This is a genomic window from Eubacterium sp. AF16-48 (assembly GCF_003479405.1).
GTDB classification, from domain to species: Bacteria; Bacillota; Clostridia; order Lachnospirales; family Lachnospiraceae; genus Eubacterium_G; species Eubacterium_G segne.
Genome location: NZ_QUHB01000016.1, coordinates 5881 through 30014, shown reverse-complemented (window position 1 = coordinate 30014; position 24134 = coordinate 5881). Strand labels below are relative to the sequence as shown.

Sequence of the window (24134 nt, the reverse complement as noted above, 5' to 3'; positions counted from 1 at the left end):
CCGCCATGCTAAGTTTTTAATTTAACATAACGGTTCTTATATCTATTAGAATTCAAAATATGGCTTTCCATTTTCCAGTTTGCAGCCTTTAGCCTCTGCCATTTCAGACACTGTAACTAACTGATATCCCTTTTTTAGTAGTTTTGGAATAATCTTTTTTACTGCATCTACTGTCCATCCATGAATGTCATGCATTAACACTATATCTCCATCATGAGCATCATTCATAACAGACCTTATTGTTTCCTTTTTACTTTTTGTCTTCCAATCCAATGTATCCACAGACCAGCAAACCATAGGTGCCTTTACATATTTGCTTACCTTCTTATCTCTGATTCCTGCTCCGTAAGGTGGTCTCACAAATTTAGCTCCATGTCCTACATGTTTCTTAATTAAATCATTAACCCCTTCCACTTCCCATTTAATTTTTTGGGAGGATAATGTTGGCAATGACTGATGATCCATTGTATGATTTCCCATGTCGCATCCTAATTCATCCATTTTCTTTAAAATTTCTTCCACCTTTATATCGTTTCTGGAAAGACTTGTGCCACACATAAAAAATGAAGCTCTCACATTGTATTTTTCCAATGTTTCCAACAATTCCAGGGTTCTCTCCCCCGGTCCGTCATCAAAGGTTAAAGCAATCATAGGTTTATTAGGATCAATTACTCTTTTATTATCTTTTGTTGTTTTCTCTTCAGTTTTACTGGTTTCTTCCTTTGTTTCAGTTGAAGTATTTTCACTGTTATCTGCAACATTCTTTGTTTTTTCAACAACTCCACCATTAACTCTGACAACTTTTTTACTCTCTTTATTTTTTTCTATTAAAGCGCAACCGCCTGCTACAATTACCAAACAAAATATTAATAACGTGGATATCACACGTATTTTAAGTTGTCTTATTCTCCTTTGTTTTTTTTCATTTCTTGTCATCTTATTCATCTCCATCATTTATATTTATGTTTCTTAATTATTTAAAATTTTTTTTACTATATCTTTTGATATTACAAACTTAGGTGCCCCTGTACATCCTGGTCCTACTTCGTACTCATCAAATGCTATTACTATATTTCCCTCATTATTTATATAATAGTTTTGATTACCTGAGATTTCTTTAAATCCTGTAGAAATACCATTATCTTTAATAAAATATACAACGTCTTTAGTCAACATTTGCTGTTTCATTTGTCGTTTTATATCATTACTTATAATCTTTATATAATCAGATTTTTCCTTAAATATATCTTTTAGACTAACAATTTTTCCACTTGATTTATCTATATTGTAATATCTATGAAATTCATATCCACTTGCTCTGGTTTCGTTTATTGTAAATGCTATTGTAAACCACTTATCATTATTAATAACAATTTTATAATCCATATATAAATCACTAAATCCACTTGAACCTAAATCAACTTTATATTGATTTACTATCTTGTTTGTATATTTTTTTATATCATTGTTTAACTTTTCAACTGTTTTTTTATTTTTAATATCTCCATTAGAATCTATTTTTGCCATATTAATTTTGATATTTTTGTCTTCATCATATTTTCTAACTGTTATTACACTAAAAATATTTCCCACCAAAGGTATATTTTTTAAAGATGATGCTAATGTTTCATTTGTATTTGGCATAATTACAACTAACAACAATGCAGCAACAGAAATCATCCATCTTGTAATTATAACTTTTTTTCTTTTTCTTTTTCTATCTATCTTAGCATACTCTAAAATTTCATTTAATTTATTTTTTTCATCATCAGGAACTTCAACTCCAATATATTGATCTTTTAGTTTTTTTAACATTTCATCATTTACCATCTTAATTTCTCCTTCATATCACAATCTATTTAACTATCATATACTCTTTTAACTTTTCAAGTGCCCTATATATTCTACTTTTTACTGTACTTAAGTTTTCACCTAAAATGTACGCAACATCATTTAAACTCATTTCTTCAAAATATCTTAATACAATTACAGCCCTTTCTTTATCTGTTAATTTATCCAACGCCTGTTTCAATTCAATCTTATCGTCTTCAATTTTAAACATATCTTTTTCATCTTTCATTTCACTTACAATATCTTTATCCCAATTAAACCTGTTTTTTTTGATATAACTAATTGCTTCATTTATAATAATTTTACATATCCATGTATCTGCATATTTTACCTGACGCAATTTTTTCGAATTATATATAGCCTTATATGCTCCTTCTTGTACTATATCCTGTGCATCATTTTTATTTTGTGTATAACTATATGCTATGTGATAATATTTGTCATAATTATTTATAAGAAGTTTACTAATTATATCTTCTTTTTTCTCTTTCAATTTTATCTCCTTTATTCTTTATATTATTTAGACTATTCAAAGTACCAAAAAGTTTCATTTTTTTTAAAAAATTTTTCTTCTACACTTCAACTCCCCTATCTTCCAATTATGAGAGGTCATTCAATATATCCTATAAACTTATTGCCTATATTCATTACTATTATTTTTTTCTCATAATATATAGTCTGAACCTCCCACTTTTCATATAATTACAACTTTTTATAAAATAAAAAAAGAATGTAGCATTTTTGTACCACATTCTTGTTTAAATTATGAATTAATTGCTTTTTCTAAAGCTTCCTTTTCTTCTTCACCTAGTGTTGCGTACGCCTCACCTTTTATAATTTCCTTTATGTAACTGTAACTACTGTCACGTCCATGCATGGTGTTTAAAATAAATCCGGTGTTTGTATCATCTAACAAACAAAGAGCAAAACTTAAATTACCACCCATTTCCTTAAAGGCATCATACTTAACAATTCCCAACTTATGAAATGTTGTTGTTATATTTTGAAGAGCCTGCTCCATCTTTAATTCATTTTTCTGATGTGATATTTCCAGTTTATCCATTTGCTGAAAATTCTCTTCTATTGCATCTGCAAGATTTTCAGCATTTTTTCCTTTCATAAACTTCTCATATCTGTTCATAAGTCTCTTTATTTTGTTATTTTGTTTAATATGAAGAATAATAAATATTACAAACATTGCGACTATTATTCCCATATATATATAATCGTTCATTTCTAACTCCTTTTCTGATTATAGATTAGTTATAGTTTATAACATTAATTTAGTTTTGTATACCATTAAATAATTCCAATAATCTCTCTAATTCTTCCTGAGAGTAATATTCTATCTCAATCTTACCTTTTCCGCCTTTTTTGTGATTAATTGAAACCTTTGTACCCATAATTTCCTTTAATTTATCGGAAAGTTTTGAATATATAGCCTCTTCACTGCTAGGAATTGGAAGTTTTGACTGTTTTGGATTCAAAATTGACTTTACAAGCTTCTCTGTATCTCTTACACTTAAGCCTCTTTCCATAATTGTATTTGCAGCATCAACCTGTAAATCCTCTAATTCTAATGCCAGCAATGCCCTTGCATGTCCCATTGAAATCTGACCTTCCACCAGCATATTTTGAACCGGTTCAGCTAATCTAAGTAATCTCATGGAATTTGCTATAGCTGCTCTTGACTTTGAAACTCTTTTAGCCAGTTCATCCTGTTTAAGATTATATTCATTAATAAGACTCCTATATGCAAGTGCCTCTTCAATAGGATTTAAATCACTTCTCTGAATATTTTCAATAAGGGCAATTTCCATTACCTCCTGAGGAGTATACTCCTTTACAATAACGGGAACTTCCTTTATTTTAGCCAGCTTTGCAGCTCTCCATCGTCTTTCTCCTGCAATTATTTCATAATAATCATCCTTTTTCTGAACAACTATAGGCTGAATAATTCCAAACTGTCTGATAGAATCTGCCAGTTCATCTAATGCCTCTTTGTCAAAATTTTTACGTGGCTGATCTCTATTAGGCTCAATATCTGAAATTTTCATCATAGTTTCAGCCGGAACAGGAACCTTTACTTCCTTTACAACCTCTTTTATTACTTCTTTAACAACCGGCTTTTCCTTAACCTTTTCTTTTTTATTACCTGTATCTGTCTGAGGAATTAACGAATCAATTCCTCTTCCTAAACCTTTCTTTTTTACTGCCATACTTTTTCCTTTACATTTTAGTTATAATAATAATAATATATATTTGATAATTTTATTGTGATTTTTATATATTAATATCATTTTAACTTTATAATTAATATTTTTATTTTATTATTTCCTTAGCAAGATTCTTGTATGCAACAGCTCCTGCTGACTTTCCATCATACATATGTATTGGAAGACCAAAGCTTGGTGCCTCTGCTAATCTTACATTTCTTGGAATAACTGTATCATATATATTTATATGTACATTACTTTTTACATTTTCAACTACATCTGATGATAAATTTGTTCTTGAATCATACATTGTAAATACAATTCCGTCAATTTCCAAGTCATTATTAAGTCTGTCCTGAATCAGGTTAATTGTATGAATTAACTGAGACAGTCCCTCTAACGCATAATATTCACACTGAATAGGGACAATTACCGAATCAGCTGCAGTCATGGCATTAACTGTTAATATATTTAATGAAGGAGGACAATCAATTATAATATAATCATACAAGTCCTTTATCTGGTCTAGAACATTCTTCAAAATATATTCTCTGTTTTCAACTCCAATTAAATCAATTTCTGCACCTGACAAATTTACATTTGACGGAAGTACATTTAAATTATCCACAACGCTTTTTGTTAAACACTCTGATATGGTACATTCATCAAGAAATAATTCATAAACTGTATTTTCTAAATTTTGTTTAATAATTCCAACCCCACTTGTTGCATTTCCCTGAGGATCAATATCAACCAGTAATACTTTCTTTCCTAAATCTGCTAAACAAGAAGACAAATTAATAGATGTCGTTGTTTTTCCAACTCCACCTTTTTGGTTGGCAATAGCTATAATTCTACCCATATAACCTACCTATCTCTATATAAAGCCAATAAATTTGCACAATTTTCTATTGACTTCTATCCTTTCATTAATTTTAGTATTCCTTATGTTTCCTGCTGATATATTTTATCATATGTAAATAGGATTTTCCATAACATATCTCCAAATTTGTGCTAAATATTTCTTATTTTTAATGTTTCACGTGAAACAATCCTTAAATATGCCTATTTTGCCATATATTAACCCAAATGTTGTTCTTATTTGTGTTTCACGTGAAACATAATAACACAAGGATTATTATCAAAAAAGGATATGCCCTAGGGCATATCCTCAATATTTTATGTACTTACGATAATAATTTTAATATTTCATCTAATTCAACTGCTGCTCTTTTGCTATCCACAGAAACAATGTCCTTGCAAAGCTTTAATTTATCCATAACCTCCTTCTTAATTGTAGGTCTTCTTCTTTTATACTTTGTTTCACGTGAAACATAATCACTTTTGAATTCATTAATACTATTTTGAATATCAACTAATTCTTTTGATGCTTTTGCCATCTTAATTTTCAAATTATTATTTTCACATTCTATTAATTCTATCTTCTCTTTAATTTTATTAACTTCATTGTTTTTATGTTCACTATCAATTCTGGCTTTTGAAGAAAATATTTCTGATGCCTCATCTATAAGAGAATTTAATTCATCTATCTTATTATAAGCTTCCTCTTTTTCAATTTTATTATGTTCCAGCAATTCAGAATATTCATTTATTCTATCAAGCATCATTTGTTTTCTACTATTTAAATATTCTTCTAACATATATCCTCCATTTATTAAAGAAATAAATCAATTATAATGGCTCCTTAGATGGAGTACCTGCTTTTCTTGGATATTTTTTTGATGTACATTTATCCTTTTTAATAATTACTATATTTCTCTTTACCTCTGTACCAGGTAAAGCAATTTCACATACCTTACTAATACTTCCACCTAATATTTTAATGGCGTTTTTTGAATTATTTATTTCTTCTTCACTGTCTGATGCCTTATAACTGGCAAAAACACCATCTTTCTTAATAAAAGGAATACAATATTCACTTAAAGTAGATAAATTAGCCACTGCCCTTGAAACACATAAATCATATTTTTCTCTGTATAAATCATTATTTCCTAAATCTTCAGCACGTCCATGTACAGTTTCAATTCCATCAAGTTCCAGTTCACTTATAACATCATCTAAAAATTTCAATCTTTTGTTAAGAGAATCAATTAATGTAACTTTTAAATGAGGAAATAATATTTTAATAGGGATTCCCGGAAAACCTGCACCTGTTCCCACATCCACTAATGTATAAAAATCAGACATATCTAAAACATTTGAAATTAAAACACTGTCTAAAAAATGTTTTGTCATTACTTCATTTAAATCTGTAATTGTAGTAAGATTCATTACCTTATTTTTTTCTATTAACAAGTCATAATATTTCATAAATTGTTCAATCTGTTTATCAGTAAATTGAATATTTAATTGAATTAATCCCTGTTCTAGCAATTTACGCCCCTGAATCATCTATTCCTCCATTAATTTTCATTAAATCATATTAGTTTACATAATTTTATTTATATTAACCAGTTACGGTTTACATAATATTCTAGTGTTTTCTGTTCATTTGTTCCATATAAATCAGCAAAACCGAAATATCTGCCGGTGAAACTCCGGAAATTCTTGATGCCTGTCCTATATTAACAGGTCTATAAAACTCCAGCTTTTGTACGGCTTCTATGCGCAGACTTTTTACCTTTTTATAATCAAAATCTTCAGGTATCTTTTTATTTTCCAATTTTTTAAAATTCTTTACCTGCTTCTTTTGTCTCTCAATATAACCATTATATTTAATATTTATGTTAACCTGTTCTATTACATCATAAGGCAATTCTTTTCTATCTTTATCCAACTCTTTTATTAAATCATAATTTAACTCAGGTCTTCTTATTAATTCCCCTAAAGTTGTAGCTGTCTTAAGAGGTGTAGTTCCAAGTTTCTCTAATATCTCCTGATTTTCTCTTGCTGCACCTACCTTATAATTTTCCAAACGTTTAACTTCTTCTTCAATTAACCTTTCTTTCTCACAAACATACTTATATCTTTCCTCAGAAACCAATCCGACTTCATAACCAATCTTTGTAAGTCTCAAATCAGCATTGTCCTGTCTTAACAATAACCTGTATTCTGCTCTAGAAGTCATCATTCTATAAGGTTCATGGCTCTCTTTAGTTACCAAATCATCAATTAAAACTCCAATATACGCCTGAGATCTGTCCAAAATAATTGATTCCTTGTTCTGAACAAAACGTGCAGCATTAATTCCCGCAATAATTCCCTGAGCAGCTGCCTCCTCATATCCCGAACTTCCGTTAAACTGTCCTGCACTAAACAATCCCTTAATATTTTTAAACTCCAAATTAGGTAACAACTGTCCATATTCTATACAATCGTACTCTATTGCATAGGCATTTCTAACTATTTTTGCATTTTCAAGTCCGGGAACTGTATGATACATTGCATATTGAACATCCTCAGGCAGTGATGATGACATTCCACCTAAGTACATTTCATTTGTATACAATCCCTCTGGCTCTATAAATACCTGATGTCTGTTTTTATCTGCAAATTTAACTACCTTATCCTCAATTGATGGACAATATCTTGGGCCGGTACCCTCTATCATTCCTGAAAATAACGGTGAACGGTTAATATTTTCTTTTATAATTTTATGAGTTTCCTCATTAGTGTAAGTAAGCCAACACGAAACCTGTTCCTTTTGTACACTTTCAGGGTCTGTTGAAAATGAAAACGGCACTACCCTTTCATCCCCAAACTGCTCTTCCATTTTTGAAAAATCAACAGTTCTTTTATCCACTCTTGCAGGGGTTCCCGTTTTAAATCTTCTCATTTTAATTCCATTCTTAATCAAAGAATCTGTTAAATGATTAGCTGCCATAAGTCCGTTAGGGCCGGTGTACTGGAACACATCCCCATAAATACACTTAGCTTTCAAATAAACTCCTGTAGCCAAAACTACTGATCTAGCGTAATAAGTTGCACCGGATACAGTCTTTACGCCCTTTATTACACCATCTTCCACTACAATTTCCGCAACTTCACCTTGTCGCACTGTTAAATTGTCAGTATTTTCAAGAGTTTTGCGCATTTCTCTTGTATAATCCTGCTTATCAGCCTGGGCTCTAAGGGAATGAACTGCTGGTCCCTTTGATTTATTAAGCATCTTTGACTGTATAAAAGTCTTGTCAATATTTTTACCCATTTCACCACCTAAAGCATCTAGTTCTCTTACCAGATGTCCTTTAGATGTTCCTCCAATGTTAGGATTGCATGGCATTAAAGCAATACTGTCAACACTTACAGTAAAAACAATAGTATTAAGTCCAAGTCTTGCTGAAGCTAAGGCCGCTTCACATCCTGCATGACCTGCACCAATTATTACAACATCATAATTTTCAACTACATTCGGCATTTTTTTATCTCCAATAATTATTTTCCCATACAAAATTTAGAAAAAATTTCATTTACAAGGTCATCTTCCACACTTTCCCCTATTATTAGTCCCAAGCTTTCGTAAGCATCCATTAAATCAATTGAATAAAAATCCTCCGGCATACCTGCGTCAACTGATTCCTTTACACGACACAAACTATCATATGCATTATCCAGTGCTTCTTTATGTCTTGCATTAGTTATATAAATTTGGTCATTGTATGTTACTTTCCCTGAGTAAAACATCTTTTCAATTTTATCTTCAAGTACATCAATTCCATGACCTTCCTTTGCTGAAAAAAGTATTACATCCCTTTTTGAACTTTCTTTTAAGGCATCTATGTCAATAACCGTGTTAATATCTGACTTATTTATTAATATAATAGCCGGTTTATCTTCAATAATGTTAATAATATCCCTGTCATTATCATCTAACTCTTTAGAACCGTCTGCCACAAAAATAATAAGGTCTGCATCCTTAGCCATATCCTTTGCTTTGTTAACACCTATTTGTTCCACCTTATCATCAGTATTTCTAATTCCTGCAGTATCTATTATCTTAAGACTTATTCCTCCAAGGTTAATATTTTCCTCTAAAGTATCACGGGTAGTTCCCTCAATATCCGTTACAATAGCCCTTTCCTCACCAAGCATTAAATTAAGAAGTGATGATTTTCCTGCATTGGGCTTCCCAAGAATAACAGTTTTAACTCCTTCCTTCATTATTTTTCCATTATCAAAGGACTTAATCATCTTCTTTATTCTTAAAATATTATCATTTAACATTTCATTTATTTCATCCTCATATCCATCTAAACTGATATGCTCCGGATCATCTAATGCTGACTCAATAAAAGCAATGTGATATATTATGCTGCTTCTTAATTCCTTTATTTCCTCAGATATATTTCCCCTTAACTGATTAATTGAACTGTCAAGGGCAAAATTATTCTTTGAATTTATTAAATCCATAACTGCTTCTGCCTGAGACAAATCCAACTTTCCATTTAAAAAAGCTCTCTTTGTGAATTCTCCCGGTTCTGCAGCTTTAGCACCGTTCTTTAATACCAGTTCTAATACCTTTTTAAGTATAAGCATTCCGCCGTGGCAATCAATTTCCACCGTATCTTCCCCGGTATAAGAATGTGGATTTTTTAAAACAATAACTAAAACCTGATCTATAATTTTATCTCCATCAACAATATGTCCATAATGAACCGTATGGGAATCTACATCCTTTAACCTAATATTTTTATGGGATTTAAAAACTCTGTCTGCAACTTCTATTGCCTCATCACCGCTAATTCTTATTATACCTATTCCTGAATTTCCAGCAGATGAAGATATCGCTGCAATAGTCTCTGTTATCTTCATAATACACCTTTTCTAAATTAAACTTTACTAAATTTAAAGTATATCACATATATACAATTTAGTAAAAGAAAAATGCCCTCCACTTTATGTGAAGAGCATTTAAAATTCCATATTATTATTTTTTCAAAACAACAACTACGTGTCTGTAAGGTTCTTCTCCCTCACTTCTTGTTGTACAATATCTGTCATTCTGAAGAGCTGAATGAATGATTCTTCTTTCATATGGATTCATTGGCTCTAAAGCAACCGGTTTTCTTATTCTCTTAACCTTAATTGCAATGTTCTTTGCAAGATTTTCAAGGGTTGCTTTTCTTCTTTCTCTATAATTTTCTGTGTCAAGCTTAACTCTTATAAACTTGTCACTTTCTTTATTTACAACTAAACTTACAAGATACTGTAATGAATCAAGAGTCTGTCCTCTTTTTCCAATAAGGATTCCAACATCATCACCAATAACATTAATGTTTGCAATGTTTTCTTTTTCTTCTTCCCTTATGTCAATGTCAACCTTAACTGTAAGTTCCATTGCCTCGAATACTTTGCCAAGAAATTCTCTGATAATACCTTCTGTAGAAGCATTCTTTCTTGCCTTTATTACAGCAGGTTTACTACCAATTCCTAAAAATCCGTTACTTCCCTTTTCTATAACTTCATATTCTAACTTTTCTGTTGGTACACCAAGGTCTACACATGCTTTTGTGACTGCCTCGTCAACATTTTTTCCATTATATTCTTTAAATTCCATTATTTTTACCTCTATTTTTCATTACGTTTATTATACTCATTAACCATATTCACTTTAGATGCCATAGAATTTGGCTTATTTGCTGCAGCTTCCTTTGCTTTTCTGATTTTTTCTTCTTTCTCAGAAGCACTTATCTTAGAATTACCGGAAATATTCTTTGTATTTGTTTTTGAAGCTTCAAGAACCTTATCTCTGTAAATTCCTTCTTTCTGCTTACGCTTTTCAGCCTTTGCAGCTGCCTTTTCCTTATTTGCCTCAATAATATCATTAACATCTATTTTTTTCATGTGGATATTAATAAATATCTGTTGTAACATCATAATAAGTGAACCTGCCATCCAGTAAAGACCAATACCTGTTGATAAAATCCAGCACATATATATTGACATAAGTGGCATCATAATGTTCATTATCTTCATTGAACTTGCCATTGGATTATCTGCTGAATCCATAGCAGCTCCATTAAGCTTCTGTGAAAGCTGAACACTTAAAAACTGGAATAAACCTGATAAAATAGGAATAATAAGTGCAACAATAATTGAAATCATTCCTGCATTAAACATTCCACTAGGTGACATACTTAAATTTAATCCAAAGAAATTATTAATTCCTTCTATCTTATCTGCTACACCTTTGTCGGCAACCTCTAAGATTTTACTTAATGTAACACCATCTGAAAGTTTAACTCCACTACCTGAACTTGTGTAGCCTGACATTGCATCAATACAACCGTTTATCTTATCCTGAGATAAACCGGATGCTAAACCATCAATTCCGAAAAACTGCTTCATCTGTGTAGCATTTAATCCGTTAAGAACCTGTAAATATAAATCCTTAACCGGCTTAACATATGCCGGAACGTTCATAATAACTCTGTAAAGTGCAAAAAGAATAGGCATCTGTATTAATAACTGTAAACAGCTTCCTGTAGGAGATGTTCCATACTTATCATATACTGCTTTAATTTCTTCCTGCTGTGCCAACTGGGATTGCTGGTCTTTCTTTCCCTGATACTTCTTCTGGATTTTCTGAATTTCAGGTGTCATTACTGAATTAAGCTTTGAAAACTTCTGCTGCTTAATCTGCATTGGAAGCATAAGCATTCTTACAACAATAGTAAATAATATAATACAAAAACCAATATTATAAATTCCCATTGTTGAAAACAAATCATAAATAATTTCAAGTATTTTACCTAAAATCCATGCAAAAGGTTTTAAAATACCACCTGTCTGTGTAGCTAATATTAAATTATCCAATTAATCCTCCTACCTTTTAAGGAACTGGATCGTACCCACCCTTATGTAAAGGATTACATCTGAGTATCCTTTTAATGGCGAGATATGACCCCTTTAATGGTCCATATTTTTGTAAAGCCTCTACTGCATACTGGGAGCATGTGGGAATATACCTGCAATGGCATGTTCTCTTCATGGGAGATAAATATTTTCTGTAAAACTTTATCATTCCTATTAATGTATAATTGATTGCCTTAGATATTAATTTAAAAATCTTCATATTAAATCCTCTAATCAATTAAATTATGCAGTCAAAAGCCTATTTTCAAATTAGTTACAAATTTAATTTCAAATAATCAATTTAAATGTTATTTAAAATCTTCTGAATTTTTCCTAAGTGCATTAGTGCACTTTCGATTTCTTTATAAGATTTGTCCCTGGCAGTATTTCTCACTACCACGACTATGTCCAAACCACTATTGAACATACTGCTATTTAATCTGTAGCTTTCTCTGATTAAGCGGGTCAGGTGATGTCTCACTACACTATTTCCTACTTTTTTACTTACTGAAATACCTAATCTGTTAATGCTTAAATCATTAGATAAAACATACATAACTAAATACTTATTTGCCATTGACTTTCCGTTTGCGTAAACATTTTGAAAATCACTATTTTTTTTTAATGAATCATAATTCTTTTTTAAACTATTCATAATAATTTTCTCCTGTTAAATGGCAAAGAAAAAAGGTCACATTGAATGCGACCTAAGCTGATAATTTCTTTCTTCCCTTTGCTCTTCTGCTGGCAAGAACTTTTCTACCGCCTGCTGTGCTCATTCTTTTTCTAAATCCATGAACTTTTGATCTCTGTCTTTTCTTTGGCTGAAATGTCATCTTCATAATCCGGCACCTCCTTTTCTGTTCTATAGTAAAACATCATTACAATTATAAATGTAAGAATATTCGTAGTCAAGCATTAATTAAACCACATTTCTCCATTAATTTCAACCCTTTTTCACACTTTTACCCAATATCCCCGATTTTTTATAATTCTTTGATTTTATTTAATTTTACATTTGATTTACATAATTTTACCTCTACTTAACATAAGTTATCAACGCGATGTTAATAGAATGTTAATAACTTGCCCATTTTTTTAACTTTTATGCCCATTTTTTCGGATTTTCCATTTTTTAATGTTAATAACTTTTAATTTATTTTGTCGATAACTGTCGATATTATGTAAATCCAAAATAATTTTATGTAAATCGCATTAAATAATCCTCAAATTGTTAATTGTTAAATATGACTATTATATCCTGCTTTTTTTCTTTCTTCCTATTATTTATATCTATTGAAAATGAACCTTTTTTGGTGTATTATATTACTGTATGGGCTTTTGAGCCTTTTTATCATTTTAGGAGGTCTTTATGATAGACATTTTACAACAAAAATGGTCTGAAATATTGGATTTTTTCAAACAGGAGTATGATATACAGGATATTTCTTTCAAAACGTTTATTTTACCACTAAAAGTAAAATCTTTTGAAAACAATGTCGTGACTCTTGTTTTTACCGGAAGAAGCGGAAGCGCAAGTCTTCAATATATTAATAAAAAATATTTCGATTTTCTTCAGATTTCCATTTCCGTGGTTCTTGAAGAAGACATCGAATTACAAATTGTATTGCCGGGAGATGATGAAGAAAAGAAAGTTTCATCTATTCCTGCAGTAAATGATGAGGATTTAGTACTTGAAAAGAGAATACACGAAGCTCACTTAGATTCAAAGTATACTTTTGATTCTTTTGTAGTTGGTAACAATGCAGCCGCTCAGGTTACATCCCTTGCCGTTGCAGATTCTCCGGGAGAAGTATATAATCCCCTTTTTATCTACGGAGGTGTAGGTCTTGGAAAAACCCACCTTCTTCAGTCTATAGGAAACTATATTTTGAAGCAGGATAAAAAAGCAAAGGTTTTGTACACAGATACTGAATCCTTTACCAACGAAGTTATTGATTTACTTCGTGCTAAACAGACAAGTCAGGAAGAAATTATTGAATTCAGAAATAAATATCGTAACGTTGATGTTTTGCTTATAGATGATATTCAGTTTATTTCAAAAAAAGACAGAACCCAGGAAGAGATATTTAACATTTTTAACAATCTCTTTTTAAAGCATAAACAGATAGTTATAACATCAGATAGAAGACCTGAAGAAATAGAAGATATTGCTGACAGACTAAAAAGCCGTTTCCAGCAGGGACTTACAGTAGATATGCAAAGTCCTGACTATGAAACCCGTATGGCAATTCTTAGAAAGCATGCTGAATCAAAGGGATATATTCTTACAGATGACAAGGATGATACTTTCAGTGTTAATTTCTTAAAGGCACTTGATTACATTGCCACACACTTTGTATCAAATGTCCGTGAACTTGAAGGTTCCCTTAATAATGTTATAGCTTTTTCTAAGATTAACAATGATTCTGAAATAACTGCGGAATTTGCAGCTGAAACATTAAAGGTTGAAAATAAAGAAAACAAAATAACATGTGATTACATTATAAATATTGTAGCAGAGCATTTCCAGATTTCTCCTGCGGACATTTGTTCTAAGAAGAAAAGCAAGGAAATTGCATATCCACGTCAGGTATGTATGTATCTGTGCAGAGTTTATACTGATGAGAAATTATCAACTATAGCTGCAGCCCTTAAAAAGAATAATCACGCTACCGTTAGTTTTGGATACGAAAAGATTAAGAACGAAATTGAGGAAGATGATAACGTTAGAAACATGATTGATGTTCTTAAAAAGAAAATTAACCCAAATTAATGTTAATAACTTTGTTAATAACTCGCGTTTTTACGTTAATAACAGTGATTATAGCATGTTAATAACGTGATAATAACTTTTTACGGATGATAATTACTTAACATTTAAACCATGGGTTATTGTTAATATCTTGTTAATTATTTTCATGTTATTAACATGTTATTATTTTGTTTTTCCCTTTATTATAAAGGAACTTCTAAAGTTTTTAACATATTAACACAGCTTATTATTATTATTAAAATATTATTTATATATTTATAGCTAAATTTTCTAAATGAAGGAGAGTACTTATGAAGTTAGTTTGTAAAAAATCAGATTTGATATCAGGTATTAATATTGTAATGAAAGCCGTATCATCTAAAACAACCATGTCTATATTAGAATGTATTTTGATTGATGCTACTGAAGGTGAAATTAAAATGACAGCCAACGATATGGAGCTTGGTATTGAAACAAAGGTATTAGGAGAAATTATTGAAGCAGGAAGTATTGCTATTGATGCAAAGATTTTTTCAGAAATTGTAAGAAAGCTTCCTGATAATGATGTATTAATAGAAGTAAATGATGAAACAAAGGCTAATATAACCTGTGAAAATGCTAAATTTAATATTCTTGTAAAGTCTGCAGAGGATTTTTCTTATCTCCCTGTTATTGAAAAGAATAACAAAATCACAATTTCACAGTTTTCTCTTAAAGAAGTAATCAGACAAACAAGTTTTGCTATAAATGATGCTGAAAAAAATAAACTCCTTACAGGTGAGTTATTTGAAGTTCATGGAAATAAATTAAAAGTTGTAGCTCTTGATAAATTCCGTATTGCCATTAGAAATATTGAGTTAAAAGAAGAGTACGGTGATTTTAAGGTTTTAGTTCCGGGAAAATCATTAAATGAAATTAGTAAAATATTAAACGGTGGAGTTGATGATGATGTTAATATCTACTTTACAAATAACCATATTTTGTTTGAGTTTGATGATACAATTGTAGTTTCAAGATTAATAGAGGCAACTAATTATTTTGACACTGATAAAATGATTAGTAACGATTATAAAACAAAGATCACCATAAATAAAAAAGAAATGGCTGACTGTATTGACAGAGCCACACTTCTTATAAAAGAAGGTGACAAGAAACCGGTATTTTTGACAATTAAAGATACTGAAATGGAATTATCCATTAATACATTTATAGGTTCTATGGATGAAAGTATTCCTATATCTAAAGAAGGTTCAGATATAATGATTAGTTTCAATCCTAAATTCCTTATAGATATATTGAAGGTTTTAGACCAGGAACAGGTAAGCATTTTCTTTACTAATCCTAAAGCACCATGCTTTATCAGAGATGAGGAAAACAGCTACATTTATATCGTGCTTCCTGTTGTACAGTAGCGGAAAGGAAGATTAAAATGGAAATAACCATTAAGGATGAATATATAAAATTAGGACAGGCTCTTAAACTTGCAGGTCTTGTAGGTTCAGGAGTTGATGCAAAGTTTGTAATTCAGGATGGACAGGTTAAGGTTAATGGAGAGGTGGATACCAGAAGAGGAAAGAAGCTTTACTCCGGTGACAATTTTGAATTTGAAGGAACATTGGTTACAGTAAAATAATGATAGTTACAAAATTAGAACTAAGTAATTTTAGAAATTATAAATTATTAGAGCTGGATTTAGATAAGCAGACAAATATTTTATATGGTAACAATGCTCAGGGAAAGACGAATATACTAGAAGCTATATATATGTGTAGCACAACAAAATCTCATAGAAGCAACAAGGATTTTGAGTTAATTAATTTTGACAGTGATGAAGGTCACATAAAACTTCACATTAACAAAAATGGAAGAGAACAGCGGATAGATATTCATTTAAGAAAAAATAAGTCAAAGGGAATTGCCATAAATGGTATTCCCATAAAAAAGGCAAGTGAGCTATTTGGCGTTTTTAATGTAATTATTTTTTCACCTGAAGATTTAAATATCATAAAAAATGGTCCTTCTGAAAGAAGAAAGTTTATAGATATGGAGCTTTGTCAGTTAGACAAGATATATGTGTATAATCTTGTAAATTACAACAAAGTTTTAAGCCAGAGAAATCAACTTCTTAAAGATTTATATTTCAAACCGGAACTAAAGCAGACCTTAGATGTCTGGGATATGCAGTTAGCAAAATATGGTGGTGAAATTATAAAAAGAAGAGAAGAATTTATAAAAGAAATAAGTAATATTCTTATACCTATTCACAATGAACTGACGGATAATCAGGAAGATATAGAAATTATATATGAGAAAAATTGTGAAACAGATGATTTATATGAGAAAATAGTGACAAATAGAGAAAAAGACATAAAGTATAAAAACACTTCCGTTGGCCCACACAGAGACGATGTTTTGTTTTTTAACAGGGGAAAAAATATTAGAACTTACGGAAGTCAGGGACAAAAAAGAACAATAGCCCTATCACTTAAATTAGCGGAGATAGAGTTAGTAAAATCATTGATAAATGATACACCTGTGTTGCTTTTAGATGATGTTTTATCAGAATTAGATTCAAAAAGACAAAATCATCTTCTTAAAAGCCTTGATAATATTCAGACTATTATTACATGCACGGGACTTGATGAATTTATAGAGAACAGATTCAAAATTAATAAGGTTTTTCAGGTTACGGAAGGTACCGTATCTGAAAAAATGGTTTAAAAAAATAGTTAAACGGAAAGGAGTTACTAATGGGTAACAACACAAACGTTGAAAATGAATATGGAGCTGATCAGATTCAGGTTTTAGAGGGACTTGAGGCAGTTAGAAAAAGACCTGGTATGTATATCGGTTCAACATCTTCAAGAGGATTACATCACTTAGTTTATGAAATAGTGGATAATGCTGTAGATGAAGCTTTGGCAGGTTACTGTGATACTATTGATGTCCAGATTAATAAGGATAATTCAATTACAGTAAGAGATGATGGTAGAGGAATACCTACGGATATTAACACAAAGACAGGTAAACCGGCTGTTGAAGTTGTATTTACTGTTTTACATGCCGGAGGTAAGTTTGGTGGAGGAGGATACAAGGTATCCGGTGGTCTTCACGGAGTAGGTGCGTCAGTTGTAAATGCATTATCAAAATGGCTTGAAGTTAAGGTTTGCAGAAATGGTAAAGTTCATTATCAGCGTTATGAATATGGTAAGGTAGTTGAACCATTAAAAATCATAGGAGATTGTGACGAAAATTTTACAGGAACAGAAGTAACATTCCTTCCTGATGATTCAATATTTGAGGAAACACTATATGATTATAAAACTCTTGAAATAAGACTTAGGGAAACGGCTTTCCTTACTAAAAATTTAAGAATTGTTTTAAGAGATATAAGAGAAGAAGGTGAAATAGAGAAAACTTTCCATTATGAAGGTGGAATAAAGGAATTTGTAACATACCTAAACAAAGGAAAAACACCTTTATATGATGATGTTATTTATTGTGAAGGAACGGTAAATAATGTTTATGTTGAAGTTGCAATGCAGCATAATGATGCATATACAGAAAATTCTTTAAGTTTTGTAAACAATATTAATACACCTGAAGGTGGTACACAGGTTGAAGGATTTAAGAGAGCAATTACAAAAACATTTAACAACTATGCAAAACAGAATAAGATTTTAAAAGAAAATGAAGAAAATCTTTCAGGTGATGACTTTAGAGAAGGTCTTACAGCTATTATTAGTGTAAAAATTGAAGACCCGCAGTTTGAAGGTCAGACAAAACAGAAACTTGGAAACAGTGAGGCAAGAGCTGCAGTTGAAGGTGTAATGAGTGAACAGTTAACTTATTATCTTGAACAGAATCCAACTATTGCAAAAATGATATGCGAAAAGGCTGTTTTGGCAAAGAGAGCAAGAGATGCTGCAAGAAAAGCAAGAGAAGCAACAAGAAAAACTGCATTATCAGTGGCTGCTCTTCCGGGAAAACTTGCAGACTGTTCAGATAAGAATCCTGAAAACTGTGAAATATTCATAGTGGAGGGAGATTCAGCCGGCGGCTCAGCTAAAAAGGCAAGAACAAGAGCAACTCAGGCTATACTTCCACTTAGAGGTAAGATTCTTAATGTGGAAAAAGCCCGCATTGATAAGATTATGGACAATGCAGAAATCAGAACAATGATTACAGCTTTTGGTACAGGAATACAGGAAGATTTTGACATAACAAAACTTAGATACAACAAGATTATTATTATGACTGATGCCGATGTAGATGGTGCTCACATTGATACACTTATGCTTACATTCTTCTACAGATTCATGCCTGAGTTAATTAAGGACGGCCATGTATACCTTGCAATGCCACCACTTTATCAGGTTACAAGAAATAAGAAGAATTACTATGCGTACAGTGATGAAGAGTTAAATAAAATACTTACTGAAATCGGTCGTGATAATCAGAATAAAATTCAGCGTTACAAAGGTTTAGGAGAAATGGATGCAAGCCAGTTATGGGAAACAACAATGGATCCTAATACCAGAATTTTAAAGCAGGTAAAAATAGACGAAGAAAAATTATCAGAAATGGATCAGACATTTACAACTCTTATGGGTGATGATGTAGAGCCAAGAAGAGAATTTATTGAGGCAAATGCTAAATTTGTTAAAAACTTAGATATATAGGAGGAAAATATAAGTGGACGATAAGATATTTGACAAAATTCATGAAGTAGACTTAAAAGAAACTATGGAAACCTCTTATATAGATTATGCCATGAGCGTAATTGCATCAAGAGCATTACCTGATGTAAGAGACGGTTTAAAGCCGGTTCAGCGTAGAGTGCTTTACTCAATGGTTGAACTTAATAACGGACCGGATAAGCCACACAGAAAATGTGCCCGTATTGTTGGTGATACCATGGGTAAATTCCATCCACATGGTGACAGTTCTATTTACGGTGCCTTAGTTAATATGGCTCAGGAATGGAATACAAGATATCCTTTAGTTGACGGTCACGGAAACTTTGGTTCAGAAGATGGCGACGGTGCTGCCGCAATGCGTTACACTGAAGCACGTCTTAGCAAAATATCTATGGAAATGGTTGCAGACATTAACAAGGATACTGTGGAATTTACGCCAAACTTTGATGAAACAGAAAAAGAACCATCAGTTCTTCCATCAAGATATCCTAATCTTTTAGTAAACGGAACCAGCGGTATTGCCGTAGGTATGGCTACAAACATACCACCACATAACTTAACAGAAACAATAAATGCAATTGTAAAAATAATTGACAATAAAGTACAGGAAAACAGAGACACAACCATAGAAGAAATTATGGAAATTATTAAGGGGCCTGATTTTCCTACAGGTGCTACAATCTTAGGTAGAAAAGATATTGAGCAGGCTTACAGAACAGGCCGTGGAAAAATAAAAACACGTGCAGTTTCTGAGATTGAAACTATGGACAATGGAAAAAGCAGAATAATTGTAACTGAACTTCCATACATGGTTAATAAAGCAAAATTAGTAGAAAAAATTGCAAGTCTTGTAAAAGAAAAGAAAGTTGATGGAATAACAGATTTAAGAGATGAGTCCGACCAGGACGGTACACGTGTTGTAATTGAAGTTAGACGTGATGCCAATGCCAATGTTATTTTAAATCAGCTTTATAAACATACACAGTTACAGGATTCTTTTGGTGTAATTATGTTAGCGCTAGTTAATGGAGAGCCAAAAGTATTAAATCTTCTTCAAATGTTAGACGAATATTTAAAGCATCAGAAGGATGTTGTAACAAGAAGAACAAAGTTTGAATTAAACAAGGCAGAAGAAAGAGCACACATTATTAAAGGTTTATTAATTGCCCTTGATAATATTGATGAAGTAATAAAAATAATCAGAGGTTCAAGGACAACTGCTGATGCTAAAAATAACTTAATTGAAAGATTTGGTCTTTCAGATGCACAGTCACAGGCTATTGTGGATATGAGACTTCGCCAGTTGACAGGTTTGGCAAGAGAAGACCTTGAAGCAGAATATGCTGAATTAATGGCAAAGATTGATTATTTAAAATCTATTCTTGCAGATGAAAACAAGCTTCTTACAGTAATAAAAGAAGAAATGGAAATTGTAAGAGATAAATTTGGTGATGAAAGAAGAACAAAAATAGGAATTAATGTGGGAGATTTATCTGACGAAGACTTAATTCCGGAAGAAGATACAGTAGTAGCCATGACTAACTTAGGTTATATAAAGAGAATGACTGTAGATAACTTTAAGTCACAGAACCGTGGTGGAAAAGGTATAAAGGGAATGCAGACTATAGACAATGATTTTATGAAAGATATGTTTATGGTTTCAACCCATGATTATATATTATTCCTTACCAATACAGGACGTATTTATAAGCTTAAATGCTACGAAATACCTGAAGCAGGAAGAACTGCAAGAGGAATGGCAATTGTCAATCTTTTACAGCTACAGCCTGGAGAAAAAATATCAGCTATGGTTCAGATGCGTGAATTTGAAGAGGACAAGTACCTTATAATGGCAACAAAAAATGGTATTGTTAAAAAGACACCTGTAAGCGCATATACCAATATTAGAAAGAGCGGAATTCAGGCAATTACACTAAGAGAAGATGATGAGTTAATAGATGTGATGATATCTGATAATTCTGACAATATTATGTTAATAACTAAGAATGGTCAGGGAATAAAATTCCGTGAAACAGATGTCCGTGAAACAGGACGTTCTGCAATGGGTGTAAGAGGCATAGAATTAAATTTAGGCGATGAAGTTATATCTATGCAGCTTGAATCACAGGGCGAATGTATATTAATTGTATCTGCAAACGGAATGGGTAAACGTACACCGTTTAGTGATTTTAAACTTCAAAACCGTGGCGGAAAAGGTGTAAAATGCTATAAGATTACCGAAAAAACCGGTGAGGTAATAGGTGCAAAAGCAGTAAATAACGGAAATGAAATTATGATGATTACCAATGAAGGTATTATCATAAGAATGTTTGTTGACGATATTTCCATACTTGGAAGGGTTACATTAGGAGTAAAACTTATGAATACGGGAAATGACAATGATATTGTTGTAGCAAGCATTACAAAGGTAAAAGAAAGTGTAACTGAAGCTGACGCACAGGCAGCAATGCTCGAAGAATCAGAAGAAAGTGAACAGACAGAAGAAGATTCTGAAAATTATTAAAAAAAGGCGGCTGAAATAAGTCGCCTTTAATGCGTTAAAAAGAGAGGAATATATATGAGAATTATAAATACTGATGAAATAATCAATAATATAAAAGAAATGTGTATAGAAGCAAATCATTATCTTGCACCGGATATGTTAAATGTATTAAATAATGCACGAAAAAATGAAAAATCTCCTCTTGGAAGTCAGATTTTAGAACAATTAGATGAAAATTTGAAAATAGCTGCAGAGGATATGATACCTATATGTCAGGATACGGGAATGGCTGTGGTTTTTATGGAAATAGGACAGGATGTACATATAGAAGGTGAAAATTTAGAAGATGCCATAAATGAAGGTGTAAGACGTGGCTATGTAGATGGGTATTTAAGAAAATCAGTAGTAAGCGACCCTATAATAAGAGAAAATACTAAAGATAATACACCGGCAGTAATACATTACAGCATTGTTCCCGGAGAAAATATAAAAATAACATTGGCACCAAAGGGATTTGGAAGTGAAAACATGAGCCGTGTGTTTATGTTAAAACCTGCTGATGGAATAGAAGGTGTAAAGGATGCTGTAATTACAGCTGTAAAGGATGCAGGACCGAACGCCTGCCCTCCTATGGTTGTAGGTGTAGGAATAGGTGGAACATTTGAAAAATGTGCTATTTTAGCCAAAAAAGCATTAGCACGTCCTGCAGATTTATCTTCCCACATACCATATGTAAAGGATATGGAGGAAGAATTGTTAGAAAAAATAAATAAATTAGGAATAGGACCGGGAGGATTAGGTGGTACCCAGACAGCTTTGGCAGTTAATGTGGAAACCTATCCTACCCATATTGCAGGTCTTCCTGTAGCAGTAAATATATGTTGTCATGTAAACAGACATGTATCAAGAACATTATAACAAAAGCACAATATATAGAATAATGTAATTACACATTATAATAGGAAGAAACTAATAACAAATCACAATATATAGATATAAGGAGATAATATGGATAAGAAAATACAGGCTCCAATAAGCAATGAAGATGCAAATTCATTAAGAGCAGGAGATTATGTTTATATAACAGGAACAATATACACTGCAAGAGATGCTGCCCATAAAAGGATGTATGAGGCATTAGAAAAAAATCAGCAATTACCAATAGAAATGGCTAACAATATAATATACTATATGGGGCCATCCCCTGCCAGGGAAGGCAGACCAATAGGTTCAGCAGGACCGACTACTGCCAGCAGAATGGATAAATATGCTCCAAAACTGTTAGATTTAGGATTAAAGGGAATGATAGGAAAAGGAAAAAGATCTCAGGCAGTCAGAGACGCCATAGTAAGAAATGGAAGTGTATATTTTGCTGCTATAGGAGGAGCCGGAGCAATATTATCAAAATGCATAAAGAAAAGTGAAGTAATAGCATATGATGATTTAGGAACAGAAGCTATTAGAAAATTATATGTAGAAGATTTTCCTGTAATAGTTGTAATTGACAGCGAAGGAAACAACTTATATGAAACAGCTATAGAAAAATATAAGGAATAAAACATATCTAAGAGGTAATAATATAATGAAAATGAATAGAATAGCTTATCTTTTTACAAGGAGATTCTATAAAGTTCCATGGTTATTTCACGAAATAGGAAAAGCAGGAAATGAAAATAAATATACAATAGAAGAAAGATATAATATAGTAAGAAACGTGTGTAAAAAGGTAAACAGATATGCCCACGTGGAAATTGAGTGTTCAGGACTTGAAAATATTCCTAATGAAAATGGTTATATACTTACGCCAAATCATCAGGGATTGTTTGATGTGCTGTTAATTTGTGACACTCATAAAAATCCTACGTCATTTGTAATACGAAATGATTTAGCAAATGTTCCATTACTTAAACAAACAATAAAGGCATTAGATGCAAAAGCAATAGATAGAGGTGACCCAAGACAGGGAATGCAAATTATAAAAGAAATGACAGAGGGAATTAAGCAGGGGCGTAATTATATAATATTTCCTGAAGGTACCAGAAGTAAAAATGGAAACGTACCGGGAAACTTTAAAGGGGGATCATTTAAAAGTGCGTACAAAGCAAAAGCACCAATAGTTCCGGTGGCATTAATAGATTCTTTTAAACCATTTGATATAAAGGATACTAAAACAGTTAAAGTTCAGATACACTATTTAAAGCCTTTATATTATGAAGATTATAAAGATATGAAAACAACGGAGATAGCAGAGCTTGTTAAATCAATGATAGTTAAGACAATAGAAGAAAAGCTAT

Annotated in this window: 24 protein-coding genes (1 of these 24 running past the window's edge); 9 read left to right on the top strand and 15 right to left on the bottom strand. The window is 31.7% G+C overall.

The features are described from left to right. Positions 1-45: 45 nt before the first annotated feature. From DWW68_RS12525 to rpmH, 15 genes are all read right to left on the bottom strand, one after another. Complete coding sequence (locus DWW68_RS12525; RefSeq protein WP_158576908.1) at positions 46-936, bottom strand: polysaccharide deacetylase family protein; 891 nt, start codon at positions 934-936, stop codon at positions 46-48. Positions 937-969: 33 nt separating this feature from the next. Next, complete coding sequence (locus DWW68_RS12520) at positions 970-1830, bottom strand: RsiV family protein (RefSeq protein WP_118590184.1); 861 nt, start codon at positions 1828-1830, stop codon at positions 970-972. A gap of 25 nt (positions 1831-1855) precedes the next feature. Then, the gene (locus DWW68_RS12515) at positions 1856-2344 is read right to left on the bottom strand and encodes an RNA polymerase sigma factor (protein WP_207721411.1); all 489 of its coding nucleotides are present in this window, start codon (positions 2342-2344) and stop codon (positions 1856-1858) included. A gap of 270 nt (positions 2345-2614) precedes the next feature. Continuing rightward, entirely contained in the window at positions 2615-3085 is a 471-nt protein-coding gene (locus DWW68_RS12510) for a DUF4446 family protein (RefSeq protein ID WP_021953603.1), read from the bottom strand. A 49-nt stretch (positions 3086-3134) separates the two neighbouring features. Further along, the gene (locus tag DWW68_RS12505) at positions 3135-4070 is read right to left on the bottom strand and encodes a ParB/RepB/Spo0J family partition protein (protein ID WP_118590180.1); all 936 of its coding nucleotides are present in this window, start codon (positions 4068-4070) and stop codon (positions 3135-3137) included. A gap of 103 nt (positions 4071-4173) precedes the next feature. Beyond that, complete coding sequence (locus tag DWW68_RS12500; RefSeq protein ID WP_021953605.1) at positions 4174-4929, bottom strand: AAA family ATPase; 756 nt, start codon at positions 4927-4929, stop codon at positions 4174-4176. 325 nt (positions 4930-5254) lie between these two features. Continuing rightward, a complete protein-coding gene (locus DWW68_RS12495; protein ID WP_118590178.1) occupies positions 5255-5728 on the bottom strand; it encodes a hypothetical protein in 474 nt (157 codons plus the stop codon). Positions 5729-5759: 31 nt separating this feature from the next. After that, entirely contained in the window at positions 5760-6479 is a 720-nt protein-coding gene (gene rsmG / locus DWW68_RS12490; protein WP_118590176.1) for a 16S rRNA (guanine(527)-N(7))-methyltransferase RsmG, read from the bottom strand. An 82-nt stretch (positions 6480-6561) separates the two neighbouring features. Further along, positions 6562-8445 (bottom strand): tRNA uridine-5-carboxymethylaminomethyl(34) synthesis enzyme MnmG, encoded by a 1884-nt coding sequence (gene mnmG / locus DWW68_RS12485; RefSeq protein ID WP_118590174.1) that lies wholly within the window; start codon positions 8443-8445, stop codon positions 6562-6564. A gap of 17 nt (positions 8446-8462) precedes the next feature. Next, entirely contained in the window at positions 8463-9839 is a 1377-nt protein-coding gene (mnmE, locus tag DWW68_RS12480; protein WP_118590172.1) for a tRNA uridine-5-carboxymethylaminomethyl(34) synthesis GTPase MnmE, read from the bottom strand. 115 nt (positions 9840-9954) lie between these two features. Continuing rightward, entirely contained in the window at positions 9955-10584 is a 630-nt protein-coding gene (jag, locus tag DWW68_RS12475) for an RNA-binding cell elongation regulator Jag/EloR (RefSeq protein WP_118590170.1), read from the bottom strand. 11 nt (positions 10585-10595) lie between these two features. After that, positions 10596-11843 (bottom strand): YidC/Oxa1 family membrane protein insertase, encoded by a 1248-nt coding sequence (locus DWW68_RS12470; RefSeq protein ID WP_118590168.1) that lies wholly within the window; start codon positions 11841-11843, stop codon positions 10596-10598. Between the two features lie 16 nt (positions 11844-11859). Further along, positions 11860-12102, bottom strand: coding sequence for a membrane protein insertion efficiency factor YidD (yidD, locus tag DWW68_RS12465; protein ID WP_021953612.1), 243 nt, complete (start codon positions 12100-12102; stop codon positions 11860-11862). 81 nt (positions 12103-12183) lie between these two features. Then, on the bottom strand, positions 12184-12537 hold the full coding sequence (rnpA, locus tag DWW68_RS12460) for a ribonuclease P protein component (RefSeq protein WP_021953613.1): 354 nt from the start codon (positions 12535-12537) through the stop codon (positions 12184-12186). A 52-nt stretch (positions 12538-12589) separates the two neighbouring features. Continuing rightward, the gene (gene rpmH / locus DWW68_RS12455; RefSeq protein ID WP_021953614.1) at positions 12590-12724 is read right to left on the bottom strand and encodes a 50S ribosomal protein L34; all 135 of its coding nucleotides are present in this window, start codon (positions 12722-12724) and stop codon (positions 12590-12592) included. Positions 12725-13254: 530 nt separating this feature from the next. Here rpmH and dnaA point away from each other — a divergent pair. The 9 genes from dnaA to DWW68_RS12410 form a co-directional block, all read left to right on the top strand. Continuing rightward, positions 13255-14658, top strand: coding sequence for a chromosomal replication initiator protein DnaA (gene dnaA / locus DWW68_RS12450; RefSeq protein WP_118590166.1), 1404 nt, complete (start codon positions 13255-13257; stop codon positions 14656-14658). Positions 14659-14948: 290 nt separating this feature from the next. Continuing rightward, positions 14949-16049, top strand: coding sequence for a DNA polymerase III subunit beta (dnaN, locus tag DWW68_RS12445; RefSeq protein ID WP_118590164.1), 1101 nt, complete (start codon positions 14949-14951; stop codon positions 16047-16049). A gap of 17 nt (positions 16050-16066) precedes the next feature. Then, the gene (locus DWW68_RS12440) at positions 16067-16270 is read left to right on the top strand and encodes an RNA-binding S4 domain-containing protein (RefSeq protein ID WP_021953617.1); all 204 of its coding nucleotides are present in this window, start codon (positions 16067-16069) and stop codon (positions 16268-16270) included. Continuing rightward, a complete protein-coding gene (recF, locus tag DWW68_RS12435) occupies positions 16270-17358 on the top strand; it encodes a DNA replication/repair protein RecF (RefSeq protein WP_118590162.1) in 1089 nt (362 codons plus the stop codon). The genes DWW68_RS12440 and recF overlap by 1 nt, the downstream gene beginning before the upstream one ends. A gap of 29 nt (positions 17359-17387) precedes the next feature. Beyond that, the gene (gene gyrB / locus DWW68_RS12430) at positions 17388-19319 is read left to right on the top strand and encodes a DNA topoisomerase (ATP-hydrolyzing) subunit B (protein WP_118590160.1); all 1932 of its coding nucleotides are present in this window, start codon (positions 17388-17390) and stop codon (positions 19317-19319) included. Positions 19320-19332: 13 nt separating this feature from the next. After that, entirely contained in the window at positions 19333-21861 is a 2529-nt protein-coding gene (gene gyrA, locus DWW68_RS12425) for a DNA gyrase subunit A (protein WP_118590158.1), read from the top strand. A 54-nt stretch (positions 21862-21915) separates the two neighbouring features. Continuing rightward, positions 21916-22758 (top strand): fumarate hydratase, encoded by an 843-nt coding sequence (locus DWW68_RS12420; protein WP_118590156.1) that lies wholly within the window; start codon positions 21916-21918, stop codon positions 22756-22758. 90 nt (positions 22759-22848) lie between these two features. Next, positions 22849-23397: a Fe-S-containing hydro-lyase gene (locus DWW68_RS12415; protein ID WP_021953622.1), complete on the top strand. Its 549-nt coding sequence runs from the start codon at positions 22849-22851 to the stop codon at positions 23395-23397. Between the two features lie 25 nt (positions 23398-23422). Beyond that, a protein-coding gene (locus DWW68_RS12410) for a lysophospholipid acyltransferase family protein (RefSeq protein ID WP_021953623.1) crosses the window boundary here: on the top strand, positions 23423-24134 show its 5' portion. The gene runs 5 nt beyond the window's last position; the window shows 712 of its 717 coding nt (coding positions 1-712); the start codon lies at positions 23423-23425; its stop codon lies beyond the right edge, outside the window.

Bases quoted from the DNA above. Each gene is read 5' to 3' on its own strand.
- DWW68_RS12500 (WP_021953605.1), bottom strand. From the start codon at position 4,929: ATGGGTAGAATTATAGCTATTGCCAACCAAAAAGGTGGAGTTGGAAAA.
- DWW68_RS12440 (WP_021953617.1), top strand. From the start codon at position 16,067: ATGGAAATAACCATTAAGGATGAATATATAAAATTAGGACAGGCTCTT.
- gyrB (WP_118590160.1), top strand. From the start codon at position 17,388: ATGGGTAACAACACAAACGTTGAAAATGAATATGGAGCTGATCAGATT.
- rnpA (WP_021953613.1), bottom strand. From the start codon at position 12,537: ATGAATAGTTTAAAAAAGAATTATGATTCATTAAAAAAAAATAGTGAT.
- mnmE (WP_118590172.1), bottom strand. From the start codon at position 9,839: ATGAAGATAACAGAGACTATTGCAGCGATATCTTCATCTGCTGGAAAT.
- dnaN (WP_118590164.1), top strand. From the start codon at position 14,949: ATGAAGTTAGTTTGTAAAAAATCAGATTTGATATCAGGTATTAATATT.
- DWW68_RS12525 (WP_158576908.1), bottom strand. From the start codon at position 936: ATGACAAGAAATGAAAAAAAACAAAGGAGAATAAGACAACTTAAAATA.
- DWW68_RS12420 (WP_118590156.1), top strand. From the start codon at position 21,916: ATGAGAATTATAAATACTGATGAAATAATCAATAATATAAAAGAAATG.
- DWW68_RS12495 (WP_118590178.1), bottom strand. From the start codon at position 5,728: ATGTTAGAAGAATATTTAAATAGTAGAAAACAAATGATGCTTGATAGA.
- dnaA (WP_118590166.1), top strand. From the start codon at position 13,255: ATGATAGACATTTTACAACAAAAATGGTCTGAAATATTGGATTTTTTC.
- mnmG (WP_118590174.1), bottom strand. From the start codon at position 8,445: ATGCCGAATGTAGTTGAAAATTATGATGTTGTAATAATTGGTGCAGGT.
- DWW68_RS12505 (WP_118590180.1), bottom strand. From the start codon at position 4,070: ATGGCAGTAAAAAAGAAAGGTTTAGGAAGAGGAATTGATTCGTTAATT.
- yidD (WP_021953612.1), bottom strand. From the start codon at position 12,102: ATGAAGATTTTTAAATTAATATCTAAGGCAATCAATTATACATTAATA.
- jag (WP_118590170.1), bottom strand. From the start codon at position 10,584: ATGGAATTTAAAGAATATAATGGAAAAAATGTTGACGAGGCAGTCACA.
- rpmH (WP_021953614.1), bottom strand. From the start codon at position 12,724: ATGAAGATGACATTTCAGCCAAAGAAAAGACAGAGATCAAAAGTTCAT.
- rsmG (WP_118590176.1), bottom strand. From the start codon at position 6,479: ATGATTCAGGGGCGTAAATTGCTAGAACAGGGATTAATTCAATTAAAT.
- recF (WP_118590162.1), top strand. From the start codon at position 16,270: ATGATAGTTACAAAATTAGAACTAAGTAATTTTAGAAATTATAAATTA.
- DWW68_RS12510 (WP_021953603.1), bottom strand. From the start codon at position 3,085: ATGAACGATTATATATATATGGGAATAATAGTCGCAATGTTTGTAATA.
- DWW68_RS12415 (WP_021953622.1), top strand. From the start codon at position 22,849: ATGGATAAGAAAATACAGGCTCCAATAAGCAATGAAGATGCAAATTCA.
- DWW68_RS12520 (WP_118590184.1), bottom strand. From the start codon at position 1,830: ATGGTAAATGATGAAATGTTAAAAAAACTAAAAGATCAATATATTGGA.